Origin of the sequence: Streptomyces sp. NPDC007991, from assembly GCF_042958445.1 — a bacterium.
Lineage (GTDB): Bacteria > Actinomycetota > Actinomycetes > Streptomycetales > Streptomycetaceae > Streptomyces.
The window spans coordinates 231010-250522 of sequence record NZ_JBIBJD010000008.1 but is presented as its reverse complement, the minus strand read 5'-3'; the positions used below and the strand labels follow the sequence as shown (position 1 = coordinate 250522).

Sequence of the window (19513 nt, the reverse complement as noted above, 5' to 3'; positions counted from 1 at the left end):
GCCGTCAACAGTACCCCAATCACCAAGAACAGGTAAAGCGCTTGGCAAAAGAAAGACCAAAGAACCTGGTCAGAGGGGTGTCAGAGGGCTTTACACATACTTGGCGCGAGCAGCCGCGACCTGGGTGAGAACCTGCTGGAGGACCTGGCTGCCCGGCGGCACGAGCGAGGGCTCGTACGTCCAGGCATGCCCGACCCACGGGTCGGCGAGGTGATCGTCGGGCACGGGGGTCAGTCGCAGCAGCGAACGCCACAGCGGGTCGAGCAAAGGCCCGTACCCGGACGACTCCTCGCGGTCGGCCACCATCATCAGATGGACGCCGAAGGCGGGGCCCTCGTCGGCGAGGTAGCGCAACTGGTTCACGGCCCGGTCGTCGAAGCCGTGCGGGAAGTCATTGACGATCAGCAGTTGCTGGGAGGTGTCGAAGCCCGGCGGGAGGGAGTCTGCGGCGCCTCCCCGCACCGCCATCTGCACCAGGTCGACCCGCTGGGTGAGCCGGCCCAGCACGTCCGCCACCCCTGCGGCGCCGAGTGCGGGCGGGGCCGCGAGCACACCGGTCTGTACGAGGGGCGCGAGCGGCTGCGCACCCGAGCCGGCCGGGTCGATGACGTGGACGGTGAACTCCCCCGCCGGGTGGACGGCGAGCAGCCGGGCCGCGTGCGCGACCGCCGTCTCCAGGGCCAGACGCCCCAGGGCGTGCGAGTCCGCGAACGAACCGTCGGACGAGCCGGTCCGGCCGCTGTCGATCCACAGGCCGCGCTCCAGCGGCAGCCTGACCAGCATCGGGATGCGGATCCGGTCGGCTTCGGGGAGATGGAGGTCGCCCAGGCGCAGGGCCATGGGGATCTCCATCGGTACCCGGTAGGCGTGCCAGACGGGACTGTCCCAGCGGGCGTACGCCGGCGGGAGGGCGGGTTCGACGACCTCGGCCTCGGCCGCGAGCTGGGTGAGGTCCCGGTCGAGGACCTCGCCGGCCTGGGCGACGAGCTGGTCGTGCCGGGCGCGGGCCGCCTCGCGGACCGCGTCGCCCTGTCCTCCGATCCGGCTGCGCGGATCGGAGAGGACCTCATCCAGCTCCTTGTCCATGCGGGACTCGGCGAAGTCGACGGCGCTGCGGTAGGCGGCAGTGCTGCGGGCCAGGTCCTCGAACATGCCCCACACCTGGTTGTAGAGCCGCTCGTCCATGGACCAGCGGGTCGCGTCGCCCGCGACGGGCTGGGCGGGCTGCCCGGGTGCGGCCGGGGGTGCGGTGGGCGGCGGCGGGGGCGGGGCGGCGTTCTGGCGGCGCGGGTGGCTGTAGTCGACCGGGCCGCCCGTGGTGGGCGTGGAGGGCTGGGTGACGGCGTTGGGATCCGGGGCCGCGCCGGGGTACGACGGTGTCTGCGGCGCGGGCTGCCCCGGCCCGCCGGACGTCTGACCGCCGTACGGCGTCATCGGTGGTGTCTGGCCCGGCTGCGGCGCGGTGCCGCTCTGGTCCGGGCCGAGGGCCGGGGCCGCGGTCTGCCGGGAGCGGTCGCCGTCCGCCGTGCGCGGCGGGGGCGCCTGCACCGAGCGGGCCAGGCCCTGGGCCACCGCGTCGTCGATGGTGCCGGCGAGCCGGTGCGCCTGGGGCAGGCCCTGGTCCGTGAAGAGTTCGGCGAGGCCGCCCGCGTAGCCCTGGCCGACGGCGCGCACCTTCCAGGCGCCCTGCCTGCGGTAGAGCTCCAGGGCGACGACCGCCGACTCGGCTTCCAGGCCGGTGATGGTGTAGCTGGCGATCTGGGCGCCGTCGAGGCCGGTGACGGCGACAAACGGGGCGGCCACGGCACCGAAACGGGCCGGGCCCGCCGCGGCGGCGGGCAGGGCGAGCAGCACACCGACCCGGTGGACGGCTTCCGGCACGGCGTCCAGATCCACGGCGAGGCGATGCTCGGCGGCGGCCTGCCGGGAGACCTCCAGACCCGGCTGGGTGGGCGCGCCCGGGTGGGCGACCCACTCCGCCCCGCGGATCCGGCTGTTCTCGTCGCTGAGCGCGGCGGCGGCCACGATCGGCGTGCCGGCCGAGACCCGGATCTCGAGGCGGGCCTGGGAGAGCGGGTGGTTCTGCCCCCGCACCAGCTCGGCCGTCATCGCCTTCTCCCCCTGTGTCGTTGTGTGGTGTCGTGTACCGCTCGCCTGCCCGTCCCGGCCGGTCGTCCCCGGGGCGTCAGAGGACGGGCAGGATCGCCGGCATCAGGTCCTGGAAGGTGCGGCCGTTGGCCGGGTTGCCGAGGGCCGTCATCGTCCAGCCCGGGCCCGAGCGGTGCACCTTGGCCATGATCTGGGCGGTGTACTGGCCGCCGCCGGCCAGGGTGTAGCGGGCGAGCTCCTGGCCATTGGTCTCGTCGACCAGGCGGCAGAACGCGTTCTGCACCTCCTGGAACGTCTGGCCCGTGAAGGAGTTCACGGTGAAGACGATCTGGTCGATGTGGACCGGGACGCGCGAGAGGTCGACGAGGATCGCCTCGTCGTCGCCGCCCTGGCCGACACCGCCGACGAGGTTGTCACCGGTGTGGCGCACCGAGCCGTCGTCGCTCACCAGGTGGCGGAAGAAGACGACGTCGACCGGCTGCTTGTCGGCGAACAGGACGGCCGAGGCGTCGAGGTCGATCTCTCGCGTGCGCGAGCCGAACAGGCCGCGCCGGGGAGCCGCCTGCCAGCCGAGACCCATGCGCACCGCGGTCAGGCTGCCGCCGTCGTTCTTCTGCAGACTGATGGCCTGACCCTTGGTCATGTTGACGGTCACGCGCTGATCCCCTCTCGGACGTCCCCTGTTGCCGCGCGGTCGCGGTTGATCAGAACACTACGCAGGGGCACTGACAGTGACGTACCCCGGTCCGCACTTTGTGTCGGTCTTGCAACACTGCGCGTACGGGGTCCGCTCTCAGGCCAGGCCCGCCTCCTTCATCTGGCGCAGTTCCTTCTTCATCTCGGAGACCTCGTCGCGCAGGCGGGCCGCGATCTCGAACTGGAGGTCCGCGGCGGCGGCCCGCATGCGTGCGGTCAGCTCCTCGATCTGCTCGCCGAGTTCGGCCGCGGGGCGGTCGGTCGGCGCCGTCTCCTTGGCCTTGCCCTTGGCCGGCTTGGCGCCCTCGGTGCCCCGGCCCAGGGACGGCACGGGCGCCTTGGTGCCCCCGCCGTCCTTCTTCGCCTTGCGGTAGCCCGAGCCGAGCAGCTGCTCGGTGTCGATGTCCTCGCGGGCGATCTGGGCGACGATGTCGTTGATCTTCTTGCGGAGGGGCTGGGGGTCGATGCCCCGCTCCTTGTTGTACGCGATCTGCTTCTCCCGGCGCCGGTTGGTCTCCTCGATGGCCTTCTCCATCGCCGGGGTGATCTTGTCGGCGTACATGTGGACCTGGCCGGAGACGTTGCGCGCGGCGCGGCCGATGGTCTGGATCAGGGAGGTGCCGGAGCGCAGGAAGCCCTCCTTGTCGGCGTCCAGGATCGCCACCAGGGACACCTCGGGCAGGTCGAGGCCCTCCCGCAGGAGGTTGATGCCGACCAGCACGTCGTACTCACCGGCGCGCAGCTCACGCAGGAGTTCGACGCGGCGCAGGGTGTCGACGTCGCTGTGGAGATAGCGCACCTGGATGCCCAGTTCCAGGAAGTAGTCCGTGAGGTCCTCGGCCATCTTCTTGGTGAGCGTGGTGACCAGGACGCGCTCGTCCTTCTCGGTGCGCTGCCTGATCTCGTGTACCAGGTCGTCGATCTGGCCCTCGGTGGGCTTGACGACGACTTCCGGGTCGACGAGGCCGGTGGGGCGGATGATCTGCTCGACGAATCCGTCCGAGCGGGAGAACTCGTAGGCGCCGGGGGTCGCCGACAGGTAGACCGTCTGGCCGATGCGCTCCTGGAACTCCTCCCATTTCAGCGGGCGGTTGTCCAGGGCGGAGGGCAGCCGGAAGCCGTGGTCGACGAGGGTGCGCTTGCGGGAGGCGTCGCCCTCGTACATGGCGCCGATCTGCGGGACCGTGACGTGCGACTCGTCGATGACGAGGAGGAAGTCGTCCGGGAAGTAGTCCAGCAGGGTGTTGGGCGGGGAGCCGGGCAGGCGGCCGTCGAAGTGCATCGAGTAGTTCTCCACGCCGGAGCAGGAGCCGATCTGGCGGAGCATCTCGATGTCGTACGTCGTGCGCATCCTCAGGCGCTGGGCCTCCAGGAGCTTGCCCTGCTTCTCCAGCTCGGCGAGACGCTCGCCCAGCTCCTTCTCGATGTCGTTGATGGCCCGCTCCAGGCGCTCGGGCCCTGCGACATAGTGGGAGGCCGGGAAGACGTACAGCTGCTGGTCGTCGCTGATGATCTCGCCGGTGACCGGGTGCAGCGTGGACAGCGCCTCGATCTCGTCGCCGAACATCTCGATGCGGACGGCCAGCTCCTCGTAGACCGGGAAGATCTCGATGGTGTCGCCGCGGACACGGAAGGTGCCGCGGGTGAAGGCCATGTCGTTGCGCGTGTACTGGATGTCCACGAAGCGGCGCAGCAGCTCGTCGCGGTCGTGTTCCTCGCCGACGCGGAGGGGGACCATGCGGTCCACGTACTCCTGCGGTGTACCGAGGCCGTAGATGCAGGAGACCGAGGCGACCACGACGACGTCGCGGCGGGTGAGCAGCGAGTTGGTCGCGGAGTGGCGCAGGCGTTCGACCTCCTCGTTGATCGAGGAGTCCTTCTCGATGTAGGTGTCCGACTGCGGGACGTAGGCCTCGGGCTGGTAGTAGTCGTAGTACGAGACGAAGTACTCGACCGCGTTGTTCGGCAGCAGCTCGCGGAACTCGTTCGCCAGCTGGGCCGCCAGCGTCTTGTTCGGCGCCATCACGAGCGTGGGGCGCTGGAGCTTCTCGATCATCCACGCGGTGGTGGCGGACTTGCCGGTGCCGGTCGCGCCCAGGAGGACGACGTCCTTCTCGCCTGCCTGGATGCGCTGGGCGAGCTCGGCGATGGCCGTCGGCTGGTCGCCGCTCGGCTGGTAGGGGCTGACGACCTCGAAGGGCGCCACCGTGCGTTCGATCTGGGAAACGGGCCGCATGGGATCCACCGTACGACCCCGCACTGACAATGGGCTCCGGTCAGCGGTTCTGCGGGGTTCGGGAGCCCCGGTGCTCCAGGGTGCGGCGGGGGCGGAGCCGCAGGCGCTGCGGGTTGTGGGGGATGTGGATGTGGGCGGGAATGCCGGGTCTGTGCTCGACGGGGGCGACCGCGGGCTTCCCCATGACCATCAGCGGGTCGAACATCACCACGACGCCCGCGAGGAGGAGGAAGGCGAGCGGGCCGACCAGCATGGGCGCGAGCAGGGCGGCGGGCGACTCACCCGCGGTGGGCTCGGCCGTGCCGTGCAGGTGGACGCTGAGGCCGGCCATGCCGGTGTAGTGCATGCCGCTGACGGCCAGTCCCATGACGAGGCTGGCGCCCACGCTCCACATCAGGCCCCTGACCTGGCCGGCCGCCCACAGGGCGGCGGTGGCCGCGGCCATGGCGATCGCGACGGAGATGCCGACGGTGAGGGTGTCGTACTCCAGCTTCCCGTCCAGGTGCATGCTGGCCATGCCGAGGTAGTGCATCGACGCGATGCCCAGGCCGGTGATGGTGCCGCCGGTGAAAAGGGCCGTTCCGCGGGCCCCCTTGTAGCCGACGATGAAGATCCCGACGCCGACCATCACGATCGCGACGGCCAGGCTCGCGAAGGTCATCGGCTTGTCGTAGTGGATCGTGGCTCCCCGGACCGTGAACCCCATCATCGCGATGAAGTGCATGGTCCATATGCCGGAGCCGATGGCGGCCGAGCCGAGGGCGAGCCAGCCGGGGCGCCAGGACTGGGCGACGAGCATGGATCTGGTGGTGCAGCGCAGGCCCAGGGCACCTCCGAGGCAGGCCATGAGGTAGGCCACCAGGGGTGTGACCAGGCCGTAGCTGAATCCGTCGACCGTGCCCTGCATGCGCGGCTGCCCTTCCCGCCCTTTGCGTCCCGGAATTCCCGATCTGCGCCCCCTCCCAGGACCGCGGCAGCGGTCAGGGTTGACGCAGAGAGTATGACCCCCACCGGAATGGTCGAACGACTTTCCGGCAAAGAAACACGTCCTTGCCCCAGTTGTGCGGTACCGGTGTGCGGAGTTGGGTCCTTTCCATTCAACCTGTGGCCATCCTGTACCCCTCGCTCGTTGACCCTCTGCTGTCACAGTTGAGCTGTCTGTGACGCCGTGATCGCTCGACGCGAGGAGTACTTATGCACGCGCGCGCTGTTGCCGCCTCGACCACCGCGCTCCTGGGGACCGCCGCCCTGCTGTTCCCCGCCTCCCCCGCGCAGGCCGCCGCCGACGGCGGTCGGCCGCTGGTCATCGCACACCGCGGGGCCTCCGCGTACGCGCCCGAGAACACGCTGGCCGCCGTCGACAAGGCGGCCGCGCTGGGCATCCGCTGGGTGGAGAACGACGTGCAGCGGACCAGGGACGGTGAGCTCGTCGTTTTCCACGACGACACCCTGCGGCGTACCACCGACGTGGAGGAGGTCTACCCCGACCGGGCTCCCTGGAAGGTGAAGGACTTCACCGCCGCGGAGATCGCCCGTCTCGACGCGGGCAGCTGGTTCGGCCCCGCGTACGCGGGCGCGCGCGTGCCGACGCTGGAGCAGTTCGTGCGCCGCGTCGAGCGTCATCACCAGAAGCTTCTTCTGGAGATCAAGAACCCGGAGCTGTATCAGGGCATCGAGCGGCAGACGCTCAAGGTTCTCGGCAACGAGGGCTGGCTGGACCGGTCGCACGTGGCGGGACGGCTGATCGTGCAGAGCTTCAGCGCGGACAGCGTGCGGACGGTGCACGAGCTGAAGCCCGCCGTGAAGACCGGCCTGCTGGGCACGCCGCCCGTGTCGGACCTGCCGCTCTACGCCGGCTTCGCCGACCAGATCAACCCGTCGTACGGCTCGCTCTCCACGGCGTACGTCGCCTCCGTCCAGGCGTTCACCGGGCCGCACGGCAGGCCGCTGCAGGTCCTCACCTGGACGGTCGACGACGCGGCGAGGGCCCGGCGGGCGGCCGGGTACGGGGTCGACGGGATCATCACGAACAAGCCGGATGTGGTGCGTGAGGCCGTGGGCGGGTGAGGCAGGCCGGTGGGCGGTGGGTCCGTCCGCGGCGGCGTTGTCAGTGGTGGGCCGTACGGTGGGCGCATGGACAGCCATGGGCAGGTTGAGCAGCGGGTCGTGTGGGCCGTCGTCGACAGCGGTATCGGCCCGCTGCTGCTGGCGGCGACCCGCGAGGGCCTGGTGAACGTCGTGTTCCATGCCACGGACGCGGTGCGGGACCGGGCGGTCGAGCGGCTGGCGTCACGGCTGGGCACCGAGCCCGCCGAGGCGCCCGGCTCCCCGCTGCTGGCCGAGGCGATACGTCAGGTCGAGGCATACTTCGCGGGTGAGCGCCACGCCTTCGACCTGCCGCTGGACTGGTCGCTGATCTCCGGCTTCAACCGCGAGGTCCTGCGCGAGCTGGCATCAGGAGTGCCGTACGGCACGGTCGTCGGGTATGGCGATCTGGCCGGACGGGTCGGCCAGCCGGGTGCCGCCCAGGCCGTGGGCACGGCGATGGGCGCGAACCCGCTGCCGGTGGTGGTGCCCTGTCACCGGGTCGTCGAGAGCGACGGCGGCATCGGGGGCTTCGGGGGCGGGCTGGAGACCAAGCGGACGCTGCTGGCCCTCGAAGGGGTGCTGCCCGAACCGCTGTTCTGAGGTCCTGGTCAGTCGTAGTGCCGTGCCTCGAAGATGTTGCCGTCCGGGTCGCGGAAGTAGAAGCTGCGTGTGGCCTTGCCCCGGGCCCCGAAGGAGTCGTACGAGAGGTCCGACACCGGTACGGAGCGTTCCGCCAGACGGCTGAGAAGGGCGTCGAAGTCGCCCCGGGGCAGTGACAGGCAGACGTGGTTGACGGGGTGCCCCGCGCTGTCGGCGGCGCCGGGCAGCATCGTCATGCGTTCCGCGAAGGTCAGCGGCATGAGGTCGAGGATGGTCTCGTCGTTGACGCGCACGGAGGGGAACGGCGCCTCACCGGCGGCGAACTCGGTGAGCCTGACCGTCTCCAGGCCGACGGCCTTCTCGTAGAAGTCCGCGGCGGTGAGCGGGTCGCGCACCCAGAGGACGACGTGGTCGAGTCGCGGTGTGTTGTCCGTCATGCACCCAGGCTCGTGACGTCGCCGACAGCCCGCAAGGGTTTGGCCCGGCGCGCCGCCCGCCAGAGATGAGGGAAGACCGAGCGACAGGAGGCAGGCGCGTGGTGCTGGTGGTGTCAGAAGAGGTGCGGGGGGCGATCGACGCGCGTCGGCCCGTGGTGGCCCTGGAGTCCACGATCATCGCCCACGGGCTGCCGCGGCCGCGCAACCTCCAGGTGGCGCTGGAGCTGGAGACGGCGGTGCGGCAGGAAGGCGCTGTGCCCGCGACGATCGCCGTGCTGGACGGGCGGCCCCATGTGGGGCTGGACAAGGAGCAGCTGGAGCGGGTCGCGAACGAGGACGGCATCCGCAAGCTGGGCCACCGCGACCTGCCGCTCGCGATGTCCTCCGGGGTGAGCGGGGCTACCACGGTGTCGGCGACGGCGCTGCTGGCGGCGCTGGCGGGCGTGCGGGTGTTCGCGACGGGTGGGCTCGGCGGGGTACACCGGCAGTGGACGGTGACGCAGGACGAGTCGGCCGACCTGGGGCTGCTGGCGCGCACCCGGATCACCGTGGTGTGTGCCGGGGTGAAGTCGATCCTGGATGTGCCGGCGACCTTGCAGCGGCTGGAGACGCTGGGTGTCGCGGTGGCCGGTTACGGGACGGACCGGTTCCCCGGCTTCTATCTGTCCGACTCGGGGCATCCGGTGGACTGGACGCTGCGCACACCGGACGAGGTGGCGGGTGTCATGCGCGCCCAGGACGCGCTCGGCGGGCCGGAGTCGGCGCTGATCGTCGCCAACCCCGTCCCCGAGGAGGAGCAGCTCGATCCGGAACTGCACGCGCGCGTGCTCGGCGACGCGCTGCACGCGTGCGAGGAGGAGGGGATCACCGGCCAGGCGGTCACGCCGTTCCTGCTCGACTACCTCGTTCGGCACACCGACGGCGCCTCCCTGAGCGCCAACCTGGCGGCGGTGCGCGGCAACGTACGCCTGGCGGCGCGGATCGCGGCGGCCTGGGCGCGGGGATGACCGGGGCCGGGGCCGACCGCGGTGCGGTGGTAGGAGCCGACGCGGCGGAGACCTCGACAGCGGGCGGGGCGCTGTTGGTCGTCGGGGACGTCATCACGGACGTCGTCGCGCGGCACGTGGGGCCGCTCGCCGCCGGTACGGACACGGCTGCCTCGATCCGGACGGTGCCCGGCGGGGCGGGCGCCAACGTGGCGTGCTGGGCGGCGCACCGGGGCGCGGCGGAGGTGCGGCTGCTCGGACGTGTGGGCGTACAGGCCGCTGCCTGGCATGAGCGTGAGCTGGTGGCCCACGGCGTGCGTCCGCGGCTGGTCGTCGACCCGCGGGCGCCGACCGGCACGGTGATCTGCCTGGTGGACGGGGGCGCTTCGGCGGAGCGGACGTTCCTCACCGACAGCGGCGCGTCGTTGCGGCTGGAACCGGCCGACTGGTCGGACGCGCTGCTCGACGGCGTGGCCCGGCTGCACCTGTCGGGCTACCTGTTGTTCTCCGAGCCGAGTCGCGCCCTGGTGACGGTGGCTCTGAAGGCCGCACGCGTGCGGGGTGTGCCGGTGAGTCTGGACCCCGCGTCGGCCGGTTTCCTCGGGGAGCTGGGCGCCGGTCGGTTCCTCGCGCTCGTCGAGGGCGTGGACGTGCTGCTGCCCAGCCGGGACGAGGCGTGTCTGCTGACGGGGCTGACCGACGCGGCCGACGCGGCGGCCGAGCTGAGCCTGCGGGTGCCGCTGGTGGTGGTCAAGCAGGGGCACGAGGGGGCGCTCGTCGCCCGCTCGGGGAAGGTGTGCGCCCGGGTCCCCGCCGTACCGGCGACGCCACGGGACACCACGGGCGCCGGTGACGCCTTCACCGGCGCGTTCCTCGCCGCCCTGCTCGCGGGTGCCGGGCCCGAGGAGGCGGCGGAAGAGGGCTGCCGGGCGGGTGCGAGGGCGGTGGAGCGGGTGGGCGGCAGACCACCCCTGCCCGGTTGATGCCCGGCGCCCCGCACCACCTCTGACTACTGCTTGCGCCCCCACGCCGAGATCATCGGCGCCGTCGTCAGATCGAGGCTGCCGGCCGTGACGTTCGCGAGATGCCGGTCGATGTCCTGGTCCGTGGCGAGGCCCGCGGTGACGAGCTGGTCACGGACCTGGCGGATCGTCACCGACTCCAGGGCGGCGCAGGCCGGCGAGGCGACGGGGAAGTAGGCGTCGGCCTGCACCCGGGTCACGCCTGCCTCCCGGAGCAGCCGTGGGAGGACCCGGCCGCAGGGCAGTTCGGTCCCGCGGTCGGCGAGCAGTTTGCGAAAGCCGTGCCGCAGCCGGTTCGCGAGCTGTTGCTCGGGGCCGTACTCGTCGGGACAGAGCAGCGGCTGGAGGGCGGGGTCGGCGTCCTCGACGAGGATGCGCCCGCCGGGGCGCAGCGCCTGGACCATGGATCGCATGGCCCGTGCCCGGTCGGACACGTGGACGAGGGCGAGACGGGCGTGTACCAGGTCGAAGCCCTCCTCCGGCGGCTCGTCGGCGCCGAGGTCGTGCACGCGCACCTGCACGGGCGGCCGGGCCGCGGGGGCGAGCTGTGAGGTGTCGGTGCCGGTCGCGACGACGCGTCCGGTCGGGCCGACCTTCTTCGCCAGCCAGGACACCACGGAGGTGCCGCCGGCTCCCACCTCCCAGCACCGCCAGCCGGATCCGACGCCGAGCGCTTCGAGATGCCGGAACGTCGTGGGGTCGAAGAGAGCGGCGAAGGCGCTGAAGTGCTCTGCCGCCTCGGTCTGCCGGTTGTCGAGGAGGTACCCGTCGGTTCGCGTCATGCCGCGATCTTCCCATTTATCCCACTTATCCGTGATGGTCGATACTCCAGTTGCCGGTGATGACCGACGCTCCGGCACGGAGAACCGCACGGCGCCCGATACGCGTCGAAGTCTCCGGCGTGAGGGCACCCGGAGTCGTTCGTCCACAGCCGGGAACGTCGTTCGTCCACAGCCGGGAACAAAGCGGAACGAGCCGTTTCCACAGGCTTACCCGCAGCTCACGTCGGCCTGGCAGACTGCCGCCAAGGCGCGGGAACGGCGCGAGGAGCTCCACGCAAGGAGATGCAGATGTCCATGGCAGGGAATCTGCGCAAGGTCACGAGCCTCGGCGGCGTCGGCGGCCTCCGCAGGGTGGCTCGGCTGGCCCGGCGGCGCCCGCGCGTCGACCTGAGTCACCCGGCCCGCTCCCCGCTGGGCTCCTCCGTGGTGAACTGCGTGACGTACCAGGACGGGGCCCGCACCGCCGCGCGCGGCGATCTGGTGGACACCGTGGAGTGTGTGCGCAAGAAGGGCGAGGGCTTCGTCTGGCTCGGCCTGCACGAGCCGACCGACGACGAGTTCGCGGGCATCGCCGAGCTCTTCGACCTGCACCCCCTGGCCGTGGAGGACGCCGTCGAGGCGCACCAGCGCCCCAAGCTGGAGCGCTACGGCGAGACGCTCTTCGCGGTGTTCAAAACGGTCTGCTACGTCGAGCACGAGGAACTCACGGCCACCAGCGAGGTGGTGAACACCGGCGAGATCATGGTCTTCGTCGGCAAGGACTTCGTGATCACGGTGCGGCACGGCCGGCACGGCTCGCTGGGCCCGCTGCGCGAGGAGCTGGAGTCCGACCCCGGCCAGCTGGCCAAGGGCCCGTCCGCGGTGCTGCACGCGATCGCGGACCACGTGGTGGACGACTACCTGACCGTCACGGACTCGGTGCAGGAGGACATCGACCAGGTCGAGACGGACGTGTTCGCGGAGACCGGCGCGCGGGCCGACCCGGGGCGCATCTACCAGCTCAAGCGTGAACTGCTGGAGCTGAAGCGGGCGGTGGTGCCGCTCAGCCGGCCGCTGGAGGATCTCGCCACCCGGCCGATCCGGGCGGTCGACCCGGAGATACAGGCGTACTTCCGCGATGTCTCGGACCACCTGCTGCGGGCGAAGGAGCAGATCGCCTCCTTCGACGAACTGCTCAACTCCATCCTCCAGGCGCACCTCGCGCAGGTCACGGTCGCGCAGAACGAGGACATGCGGAAGATCACGTCGTGGGCCGCGATCGTCGCCGTGCCGACGATGGTCTGCGGGGTGTACGGCATGAACTTCGACCACATGCCGGAGCTGCACTGGCGCTACGGCTACCCCATGGTCATAGGCGTCATATCCGTCGCGTGCCTGGCGCTGTACCGGGGTTTCCGGCGCAGCGGCTGGCTCTGACCCAGGGCCGTGACCTGCGGGGTCGTGATGGGGTGAGGCGCGGTCAGCGCGGGCTGGTCCTGGCGTAGACGCCCTCGGCCCAGGAGGCGATCTGGTCGCCCGCCAGATGCCGGGCCAGGTCGGCCTCGCTGATCATGCCGACCAGGCGCTTGTCCTGGATGACGGGCAGCCGGCGGATCTGGTGCTCCCGCATCTCCTGGAGCACCTCGGCCACGTCGGCGTCCGCGTCGATCCAGCGGGGCGTGCCCTTGGCCATCTCGCCCGCGGTGACCTCGGCGGGGTCGTGCCCCATGGCGACGCAGCCGACGACGATGTCGCGGTCGGTGAGGATGCCGCAGAGCCGCTCGTTCGCGTCACTGATGGGCAGGGCGCCGACGTTCAGTTCGCGCATGAGCTGAGCCGCGCGGTCGAGGGTTTCGTGGGCGGGGATCCACTGGACGCCTCGGTGCATGATGTCTCCGGCGGTGGTCATGGAATACCTCCCGGTGCCGGACGGCCGGCGCGGCGCGGGAGGCACCGCGAGTCCCGGCGCCCTTCATTCTCGCCGCGTCACCCGGAGCCCGCACACGGGACAGCGCCCCCTCCCCCGAGCAGCAGGACAGCGGCTCAGCCGCCCCACGCCGGATGGCGCGGATCATCGGCGCGCACCAGGACGTCGGCGGTACCCGCCGGGTCGGTCTCCTGCTCGTAGCGCTCGAAGGCCGGCAGGGTCCAGTGCTCGGCCTCGGGTGTACGGCGGCGCAGGGCGCCCGGGGAGAGCAGGACGTGAACGCTCAGATCGAAGGGGAACCAGTGCCGAAGGAGGAAGGGACCGTGCAGCAACAGTACGCCGCCGGGCGGGAGTTGGACGTAGGGGCTGCGGGTGGCCCGGTCGGCGTCCGGGTCCCACAGATCCGGCAGGACGCGGCCGTCGCCCCCGGCTTCGAGGGGGCCGAACACCTCGCGCCACAGAGCGCTGGTGTCGTACCAGCCGCTGTAATAGGACTCCACGTCCCGGTGGCCGTACTCCAGGCGCACGGAGGCGGGGCGCAGAAAGCCCTCCGTGCCCACGACCAGCGAGGACCGGCCGCGTATCCGCAGCGCCTCGCAGACCCGCCGGGCGAGATCTCCCGGCCGGGCGGCCGGGGCGCCGTCGAAGGCGACGCGCGGCCAGGGACTGCCGTCGGCGGGCTTCACGTCGAGCAGACGCTCGGCGAGTGTGTCGCCGAGCCGGTCCCAGGTGATCGCTTCGAGTCGCACACGGCCCATGATGCGTCAGACCGCGGCAGGACGTGCCGGGCTCCCGTCGGCGGGAATGAACCCCCTATGGTCCCCGACCGCCGTATGGCACCGCGCGCGACGCTCCCGCCCCACACCCCCACCGGCCTCCTCGTCTTCCAGCCCCTCAAGCGGCGGCACTGCGCCGAGTGCCGGCGAGGGCCGCTGCCGCTGCTCGTCCTGGAGGACGCTGCCCCGCGCTGCCTCGACTGTGCCGACCTCGGACATCTGGTGTTCCTGCCGCGCGGCGACACCGCGCTGACGCGCAGATCGCGGGAGGAGAGCGGGCTGTCGGCGGTGGTCGTGCGGTTCAACCGGCGCAAGAGCCGTTATGAGCGGCAGGGCGTTCTGGTCGAGGAGGCGGCGCTCGCGCGGGCCGAGCAGCGGTGTCTGGCGGACGCCGAGGCGCGACGGCGGCGCCGGGTGCGGGACGCGCGACGCAGAGCGGCCCAGGACGCCCTGTTCGCCGAGGCGTTCGCCGCGGAGATACGGCGGCTGTTTCCCGGCTGCCCGGCCGATCGTGCGCGGGCCATCGCCGCGCACGCCTCGGAGCGGGGCAGCGGGCGAGTGGGCCGCAGCGCGGCCGGGCGGGCGCTGACTCAGGGGGCGGTGACCTCGGCGGTCGTGGCGTCCGTACGGCATCTGGACACGCCGTACGACCGGCTGCTGATGAGCGGGGTGCCCCGGCACGAGGCGCGGCGACGGATCGCGGCGGCGGTGGAGACGGTGCTGCGGGGGTGGACCGAGGCACGGCTCGGTTCCACCGGGTGACCGGGCCGGCCGGGCGGCCGGTCAGTCGGTCGGTGACACTCGCGTGCCGTGCACCGTCACTGTTCTCGTACGGGATTTCACTTGTGGTGAGGAAGGGTGCCCGGGCAGGATCCCGGGGTCGAGGAGCGGGAGAGGCTGACATGATCGACGGACCGTACTTCGTGCTGACCGTGCTGGGTGTGCTCGGGACCGGCCTGGTGGCCGGGGTGTTCTGCGGCTTCTCGACCTTCGTCATGCGGGCCCTCGCCACGCTGCCGCCCGCGCAGGGGGTCGCCGCGATGAACGCGATCAACGTGGCCGCGGTGGCGCCGCCCTTCATGGCCGTGTTCCTCGGGTCGGCCGTGCTGTGCGCGGTGATCGCCGTGGTGACGTTCGTGCTGTGGCCGCAGGAGGGGACGGGGGAACTGCTGGTGGGCAGCGCGCTGTACCTGTTCGGCTCGTTCGGGGTCACCATGGTCGCGAACGTGCCGCGCAACGACGCGCTGCTGAGGCTGGGGCCGGACACCCCGGAGGCGGCCGCGTACTGGCCGGCGTATGTGCGCGAGTGGACGATATGGAACCACGTCCGCACGGCCGCCTCGGCCGGGGCGGCGGTGGCGTACGTGCTGGCACTCACCTGAGCGCGTCGGCCGACGCTGTCCCGCCCCCTGCGCGGGTGCCGCGGCGGACGTATCGTGGCCGGAAGGAGCGTCGCCCGACGGCGCACGGCCTGTCACAGCGTAGGCAAGGAAGACGGCCATGGCCGACCCCAAGGGTTTCCTGACCACCCCCCGCCAGGACTGGCCGCGCAGGCCCGTCGAGGAGCGGGCCAGGGACTGGGACGAGGTGTACGTCCCCGGGGCGCTGCTGCCGATCATCAGCAAGCAGGCCGACCGCTGCATGGACTGCGGCATCCCCTTCTGCCACGAGGCCTGCCCGCTGGGCAACCTGATCCCCGAGTGGAACGACCTGGTCTCGAGGGAGGACTGGCGGGCCGCCGCCGACCGGCTGCACGCCACGAACAACTTCCCGGAGTTCACCGGCCGGTTGTGCCCGGCGCCGTGCGAGGCGGGGTGTGTGCTGGCGATCAACCAGCCGGCCGTCACCATCAAGAACGTGGAGTGCGCGATCGCCGACCGGGCGTGGGAGGAGGGCTTCACGCCGGCGAGGCCGCCGGAGCGGCTGTCCGGCAAGACGGTCGCGGTGATCGGTTCCGGGCCGACCGGGCTGGCGGCGGCCCAGCAGCTGACCCGGGCGGGGCACACGGTCGCCGTGTACGAGCGGGACGACCGGCTCGGCGGGCTGATGCGGTACGGCATCCCCGCGTTCAAGATGGAGAAGCACCATCTGGAGCGGCGGCTGGAGCAGATGCGGGCCGAGGGGACCAAGTTCCGTACGTCGACGGCGGTCGGGCGGGACATCGCGGCCGACGATCTGCGGACTCGCTACGACGCCGTGGTGCTCGCCACAGGGGCGACCGTGTGGCGCGAACTCGGCGTGCCGGGGCGGGAGCTGACGGGCATTCACCAGGCGATGGAGTACCTCCCGCTGGCCAACCGGGTGTGCGAGGGCGATCTGGAGACGTCCCCGCTGTCGGCCGCCGGGAAGCACGTCGTCATCGTCGGCGGCGGCGACACCGGGGCCGACTGTCTGGGCACGGCCGTCCGGGAGGGTGCCGCGTCCGTGACCCAGCTGGACATCTACGCGCTGCCGGACACCGAGCGCGACGAGGACAGCGAGCCCTGGCCGACGTATCCGGTGCGGATCTACCGGCTGTCCGCCGCGCACGAGGAGGCCCGTGACCTGCGGACGGCGCCGGTGGCCGACGCGGACGCGCGGCTGTTCGCGGCGTCCACGCTGCGTTTCGACGGTGACGCGGACGGCCATGTGCGGTCGCTGCACCTGGTCGAGGTGGACGCGCGGCGCCGCCCGGTGGAGGGCAGCGGGCGGACACTCCCCGCCGACCTCGTGCTGCTCGCCCTCGGTTTCCTGGGGCCCGACCGGAGGGACGGGCTCGTCGACCGGCTGGGGCTGGACATGGAGCCTCGCGGCACGATCGCGCGTGACGCCGGTTTCGCCACGAACGTGCCCGGCGTGTTCGCCGCCGGAGACGCCGCCCGCGGCCAGTCGCTCATCGTCTGGGCGATCGCCGAGGGGCGGGCCGTGGCGGCGGCGGTCGACCGTCATCTGACGGGCAGTTCGCGGCTCCCGTCGCCGATCGGACCCTACGACCGGCCCATGGTGGTCTAGGCAACGGCCGGTCCAGTCCGGTCCGGTCCGGTCCAGTCCGGTCCGGGGGCGATCACCGCTCGTCCGTGCCCGCCACCTTCCCCGTCGACAGCGCCACCCGGTTCCAGGTGTTGATCGTGCAGATCAGGGCGAGGATGTGGGCCAGTTCGCGCTCGTCGAAGCGGGCCGCGGCCTGTGCGTAGACCTCGTCCGGGACGCCCGCGTCGGCGACGAGCGTCATCGCCTCCGTGAGGGCGAGGGCCGCCTGTTCCCGCTCGCTGAAGAAGTGCCGGGCCTCGCGCCACACGGCGACCATGTGCAGCCGGTCCTCGCTCTCGCCGGCCTTGCGGGCGTCGTTGGTGTGCATGTGCAGGCAGTACGCGCAGTGGTTGAGGTGCGAGGCGCGGATCTGGATCAGTTCGACGAGGGCCGTGTCGAGGCCCTCGCGGGCGGCGGCGTCGAAGGCGATGAGGGCCCGGAAAGCCTTCGGGGCGGACTTGGCGAACTCCAGCCGGGGCGCCTTCACCTGCGTGTCGCTCGTGCTCGGGTGCGTTGTCATGTCCTTGAGCCTACGGACGTAAAGACCCACTGTAGGGTGCATTTCCATGGGGGATTCGTGGGTCAATTCGGCGGAACGGATCGGGTCCGACCTGCACCTGGAGCTGACCGGGCCGGGCGGGCGGCGCGCGGCGCTGACCCGGGCCCTGCGGGAGGCCGTGCGCAGCGGGCGGCTCGCTCCGGGTGCGCGGCTGCCGCCGTACCGCTCGCTCGCGGCCGATCTCGGCGTCGCCCGCAACACGGTGGCCGACGCCTACGCGGAACTCGTCGCGGAGGGCTGGCTCACCGCCCGGCAGGGCTCGGGCACCCGGGTCGCGGAGCGTGCCGAGCCGCTGCGGCCTGTCCCCCGCGTGCCGCGAGCGGCACCTCCACGCGCGCGTGGACCCCGGCACGACCTGACGCAGGGCACACCGGACGCCTCGTCGTTCCCGCGCACCGCGTGGCTGGCCTCTTACCGGAGGGCTCTGCAGCAGGCGCCCAACGAGGTGTTCGGGCCGGGCGATCCGGCCGGCCGGATCGAACTGCGGGAGGCGCTCACGGAGTACCTGGCACGCGCGCGTGGTGTGCGCACCGAACCGGGCAGGATCGTGATCTGCTCCGGCTTCGCGCACGCGCTGCGGCTGCTGTTCGGCGGGGGCGTCCTGCGCGGGCCCCTGGCGGTGGAGGCGTACGGGCTCGGATTCCACCGGGAGGTCCTCGCGGCGGCCGGGGTGCGGACCGTGCCGCTCCCCCTCGACGCAGACGGCGCCCGGGTCGACCGGTTGGGGCGCGAGCGTGCCGTGCTGCTCACGCCGGCACACCAGTTCCCGACCGGAGGGCCGCTGCACCCCGAACGCCGGGCCGCCGTGATCGACTGGGCACGCGCGCGTGGCGGGCTGGTCCTGGAGGACGACTACGACGGCGAGTTCCGCTACGACCGCAAGCCGGTCGGCTCGGTCCAGGGCCTCGATCCCGAGCACGTGATCCACATCGGCTCGGTCAGCAAGAGCCTGTCACCGGCGGTGCGGCTGGGCTGGATGGTGCTCCCGGAGCGGTACGTCGACGCCGTCCTGGCCGCCAAGGGGGACCGGGAGGCGTGGGCGAGCGTCCTCGACCAGCTGAGCCTCGCGGACTTCGTCGTCTCCGGGGCGTACGACCGTCACGTACGGCGGATGCGGCAGCGTTACCGCAGCCGCCGTGACCGGCTCGTCGCGGCGCTCGCCGAGCACGCGCCGCACATCCGGGCCACCGGTGTCGCGGCCGGACTGCACGCGGTACTGCGGCTGCCGCCGGGCACCGAGGCGTCCGCGGTCAAGGCCGCCGTCTGGCAGGGCATCGCCCTGGACGGCCTCGCGGCGTTCCGGCACCCGGACACGGACATGGCGGCGGGTGACGGCCTCGTCGTGGGGTACGCGACTCCCTCCGAGCATGCGTACGGGCCGGCCCTTCAGGCGCTGTGCCGTGCACTGCCGCCGCCGTGACCGGCCCGTGAAGCGCGTGGAGCTACGGCTTGCGCGCGACCGCCCCGTATCCCGGGATCACCCCGTCGTCCTGCCCGGGTACGGGCTCGCCCAGTTCGGGGTGCCAGTGGTGGGGCACCTCGACTCCGGGTTCGACGAGTTCGAGGCCGTCGAAGAAGCGGGTGAACTCCTCGCGGGAGCGCAGGGCGAGGGTGACTCCGGCTGCGCGGAGCTTCTCGGTGGCCGCCTTCGACTCCTGCGGCGTGAAGTCGGCCGTGGCATGGGTGACGACCAGGTAGCTGCCGGAGGGCAGTTCGGCGAGCAGCCGGCGGACCAGGTCGTGCGCGCCGTCGTCGTCGGAGACGAAGTGCAGCAGCGCGATGAGCGACAGCGCGACGGGCCGGGTGAAGTCCAGGACCTTCCGCGCGCCCTCCAGGACGGCGTCCGGGTCGCGCACGTCGGCCTGGAGGTACTCGGTCGCCCCCTCGTCCGTGCCGCGCAGCAGGGCCGCCGCGTGGGCCAGGACGATGGGGTCGTTGTCGCAGTAGACGATCCGGGCGTCGGGGGCGGTCTCCTGGGCGACCTGGTGGAGGTTGGGCTCGGTCGGGATGCCGGTGCCGATGTCCAGGAACTGCCGTACGCCGTTCGCGGCCAGCCAGCGGGTGGCCCGGTGCATGAACGCGCGGTTGACGCGCGCCATGACCGGCACCCTCGGGTCGAGGCCGAGCATCTGCCGGCCCATCTCCTCGTCGACCGGGTAGTTGTCCTTGCCGCCGAGGTACCAGTCGTACATCCGCGCGGGGTGGGGTCTGGTCGTGTCGATCTGGACGGCGGGTGTGGGGTCCTGCCCGGTCATGAGTCACTCCGTAAGGCACAAAGGGTGGTCAATTCAGCACCAGAGTCGGAAA

The 19513-nt window shown here is 71.9% G+C and carries 19 protein-coding genes; 9 read left to right on the top strand and 10 right to left on the bottom strand.

The features are described from left to right. Positions 1-90 precede the first annotated feature (90 nt). The 4 genes from ACFZDA_RS24310 to ACFZDA_RS24295 form a co-directional block, all read right to left on the bottom strand. Complete coding sequence (locus tag ACFZDA_RS24310) at positions 91-2109, bottom strand: TerD family protein (protein ID WP_391085259.1); 2019 nt, start codon at positions 2107-2109, stop codon at positions 91-93. 76 nt (positions 2110-2185) lie between these two features. Beyond that, positions 2186-2764, bottom strand: coding sequence for a TerD family protein (locus ACFZDA_RS24305; RefSeq protein WP_010039633.1), 579 nt, complete (start codon positions 2762-2764; stop codon positions 2186-2188). A 138-nt stretch (positions 2765-2902) separates the two neighbouring features. Further along, positions 2903-5041 (bottom strand): excinuclease ABC subunit UvrB, encoded by a 2139-nt coding sequence (gene uvrB / locus ACFZDA_RS24300; protein ID WP_391085255.1) that lies wholly within the window; start codon positions 5039-5041, stop codon positions 2903-2905. Between the two features lie 40 nt (positions 5042-5081). Next, positions 5082-5948 (bottom strand): MHYT domain-containing protein, encoded by an 867-nt coding sequence (locus ACFZDA_RS24295; protein WP_391085252.1) that lies wholly within the window; start codon positions 5946-5948, stop codon positions 5082-5084. A gap of 287 nt (positions 5949-6235) precedes the next feature. On the opposite strand from ACFZDA_RS24295, the gene ACFZDA_RS24290 reads away from it, so the two are divergent. Further along, entirely contained in the window at positions 6236-7108 is an 873-nt protein-coding gene (locus tag ACFZDA_RS24290) for a glycerophosphodiester phosphodiesterase family protein (protein WP_391085249.1), read from the top strand. Positions 7109-7174: 66 nt separating this feature from the next. Next, positions 7175-7729, top strand: coding sequence for a methylated-DNA--[protein]-cysteine S-methyltransferase (locus tag ACFZDA_RS24285; RefSeq protein ID WP_391085246.1), 555 nt, complete (start codon positions 7175-7177; stop codon positions 7727-7729). Between the two features lie 8 nt (positions 7730-7737). Here the strand turns inward: ACFZDA_RS24285 and ACFZDA_RS24280 are convergent, their stop codons facing one another. After that, positions 7738-8166: a VOC family protein gene (locus ACFZDA_RS24280; RefSeq protein ID WP_391085243.1), complete on the bottom strand. Its 429-nt coding sequence runs from the start codon at positions 8164-8166 to the stop codon at positions 7738-7740. Positions 8167-8267: 101 nt separating this feature from the next. Between ACFZDA_RS24280 and ACFZDA_RS24275 the strand changes: the two genes are divergently transcribed. Together ACFZDA_RS24275 and ACFZDA_RS24270 are read left to right on the top strand one after the other, a co-directional pair. Next, on the top strand, positions 8268-9173 hold the full coding sequence (locus ACFZDA_RS24275) for a pseudouridine-5'-phosphate glycosidase (RefSeq protein ID WP_391085734.1): 906 nt from the start codon (positions 8268-8270) through the stop codon (positions 9171-9173). Then, complete coding sequence (locus ACFZDA_RS24270; RefSeq protein WP_391085240.1) at positions 9170-10135, top strand: PfkB family carbohydrate kinase; 966 nt, start codon at positions 9170-9172, stop codon at positions 10133-10135. Before ACFZDA_RS24275 ends, ACFZDA_RS24270 begins: the two co-directional genes overlap by 4 nt. Positions 10136-10161: 26 nt before the next feature. On the opposite strand, the gene ACFZDA_RS24265 is transcribed toward ACFZDA_RS24270, so the two are convergent. Further along, the gene (locus ACFZDA_RS24265) at positions 10162-10956 is read right to left on the bottom strand and encodes a methyltransferase domain-containing protein (protein ID WP_391085237.1); all 795 of its coding nucleotides are present in this window, start codon (positions 10954-10956) and stop codon (positions 10162-10164) included. Between the two features lie 288 nt (positions 10957-11244). Between ACFZDA_RS24265 and corA the strand changes: the two genes are divergently transcribed. Next, positions 11245-12372, top strand: a complete 1128-nt coding sequence (corA, locus tag ACFZDA_RS24260; RefSeq protein WP_391085234.1) for a magnesium/cobalt transporter CorA — start codon at positions 11245-11247, stop codon at positions 12370-12372. 43 nt (positions 12373-12415) lie between these two features. On the opposite strand, the gene ACFZDA_RS24255 is transcribed toward corA, so the two are convergent. Together ACFZDA_RS24255 and ACFZDA_RS24250 are read right to left on the bottom strand one after the other, a co-directional pair. Next, positions 12416-12844, bottom strand: a complete 429-nt coding sequence (locus ACFZDA_RS24255) for a CBS domain-containing protein (RefSeq protein ID WP_391085230.1) — start codon at positions 12842-12844, stop codon at positions 12416-12418. A 134-nt stretch (positions 12845-12978) separates the two neighbouring features. After that, on the bottom strand, positions 12979-13611 hold the full coding sequence (locus tag ACFZDA_RS24250; RefSeq protein ID WP_391085227.1) for a uridine kinase: 633 nt from the start codon (positions 13609-13611) through the stop codon (positions 12979-12981). 84 nt (positions 13612-13695) lie between these two features. Between ACFZDA_RS24250 and ACFZDA_RS24245 the strand changes: the two genes are divergently transcribed. The 3 genes from ACFZDA_RS24245 to ACFZDA_RS24235 all read left to right on the top strand — a co-directional run bounded on the left by ACFZDA_RS24245 (position 13696) and on the right by ACFZDA_RS24235 (position 16629). Continuing rightward, a complete protein-coding gene (locus ACFZDA_RS24245; RefSeq protein ID WP_391085732.1) occupies positions 13696-14400 on the top strand; it encodes a DUF2293 domain-containing protein in 705 nt (234 codons plus the stop codon). 140 nt (positions 14401-14540) lie between these two features. Beyond that, the gene (locus ACFZDA_RS24240; RefSeq protein WP_391085224.1) at positions 14541-15020 is read left to right on the top strand and encodes an anthrone oxygenase family protein; all 480 of its coding nucleotides are present in this window, start codon (positions 14541-14543) and stop codon (positions 15018-15020) included. A gap of 118 nt (positions 15021-15138) precedes the next feature. Beyond that, positions 15139-16629 carry a glutamate synthase small subunit gene (locus tag ACFZDA_RS24235; protein ID WP_391085221.1) on the top strand — a complete coding sequence of 497 codons (1491 nt, stop codon included), beginning with the start codon at positions 15139-15141 and terminating at the stop codon, positions 16627-16629. Positions 16630-16681: 52 nt separating this feature from the next. Here ACFZDA_RS24235 and ACFZDA_RS24230 read toward each other — a convergent pair whose 3' ends face one another. Next, a complete protein-coding gene (locus ACFZDA_RS24230; RefSeq protein WP_391085218.1) occupies positions 16682-17167 on the bottom strand; it encodes a carboxymuconolactone decarboxylase family protein in 486 nt (161 codons plus the stop codon). A gap of 46 nt (positions 17168-17213) precedes the next feature. Between ACFZDA_RS24230 and ACFZDA_RS24225 the strand changes: the two genes are divergently transcribed. Next, the gene (locus ACFZDA_RS24225; RefSeq protein WP_391085215.1) at positions 17214-18626 is read left to right on the top strand and encodes an aminotransferase class I/II-fold pyridoxal phosphate-dependent enzyme; all 1413 of its coding nucleotides are present in this window, start codon (positions 17214-17216) and stop codon (positions 18624-18626) included. A gap of 22 nt (positions 18627-18648) precedes the next feature. On the opposite strand, the gene ACFZDA_RS24220 is transcribed toward ACFZDA_RS24225, so the two are convergent. After that, entirely contained in the window at positions 18649-19461 is an 813-nt protein-coding gene (locus ACFZDA_RS24220; protein WP_391085212.1) for an SAM-dependent methyltransferase, read from the bottom strand. Positions 19462-19513 lie beyond the last annotated feature (52 nt).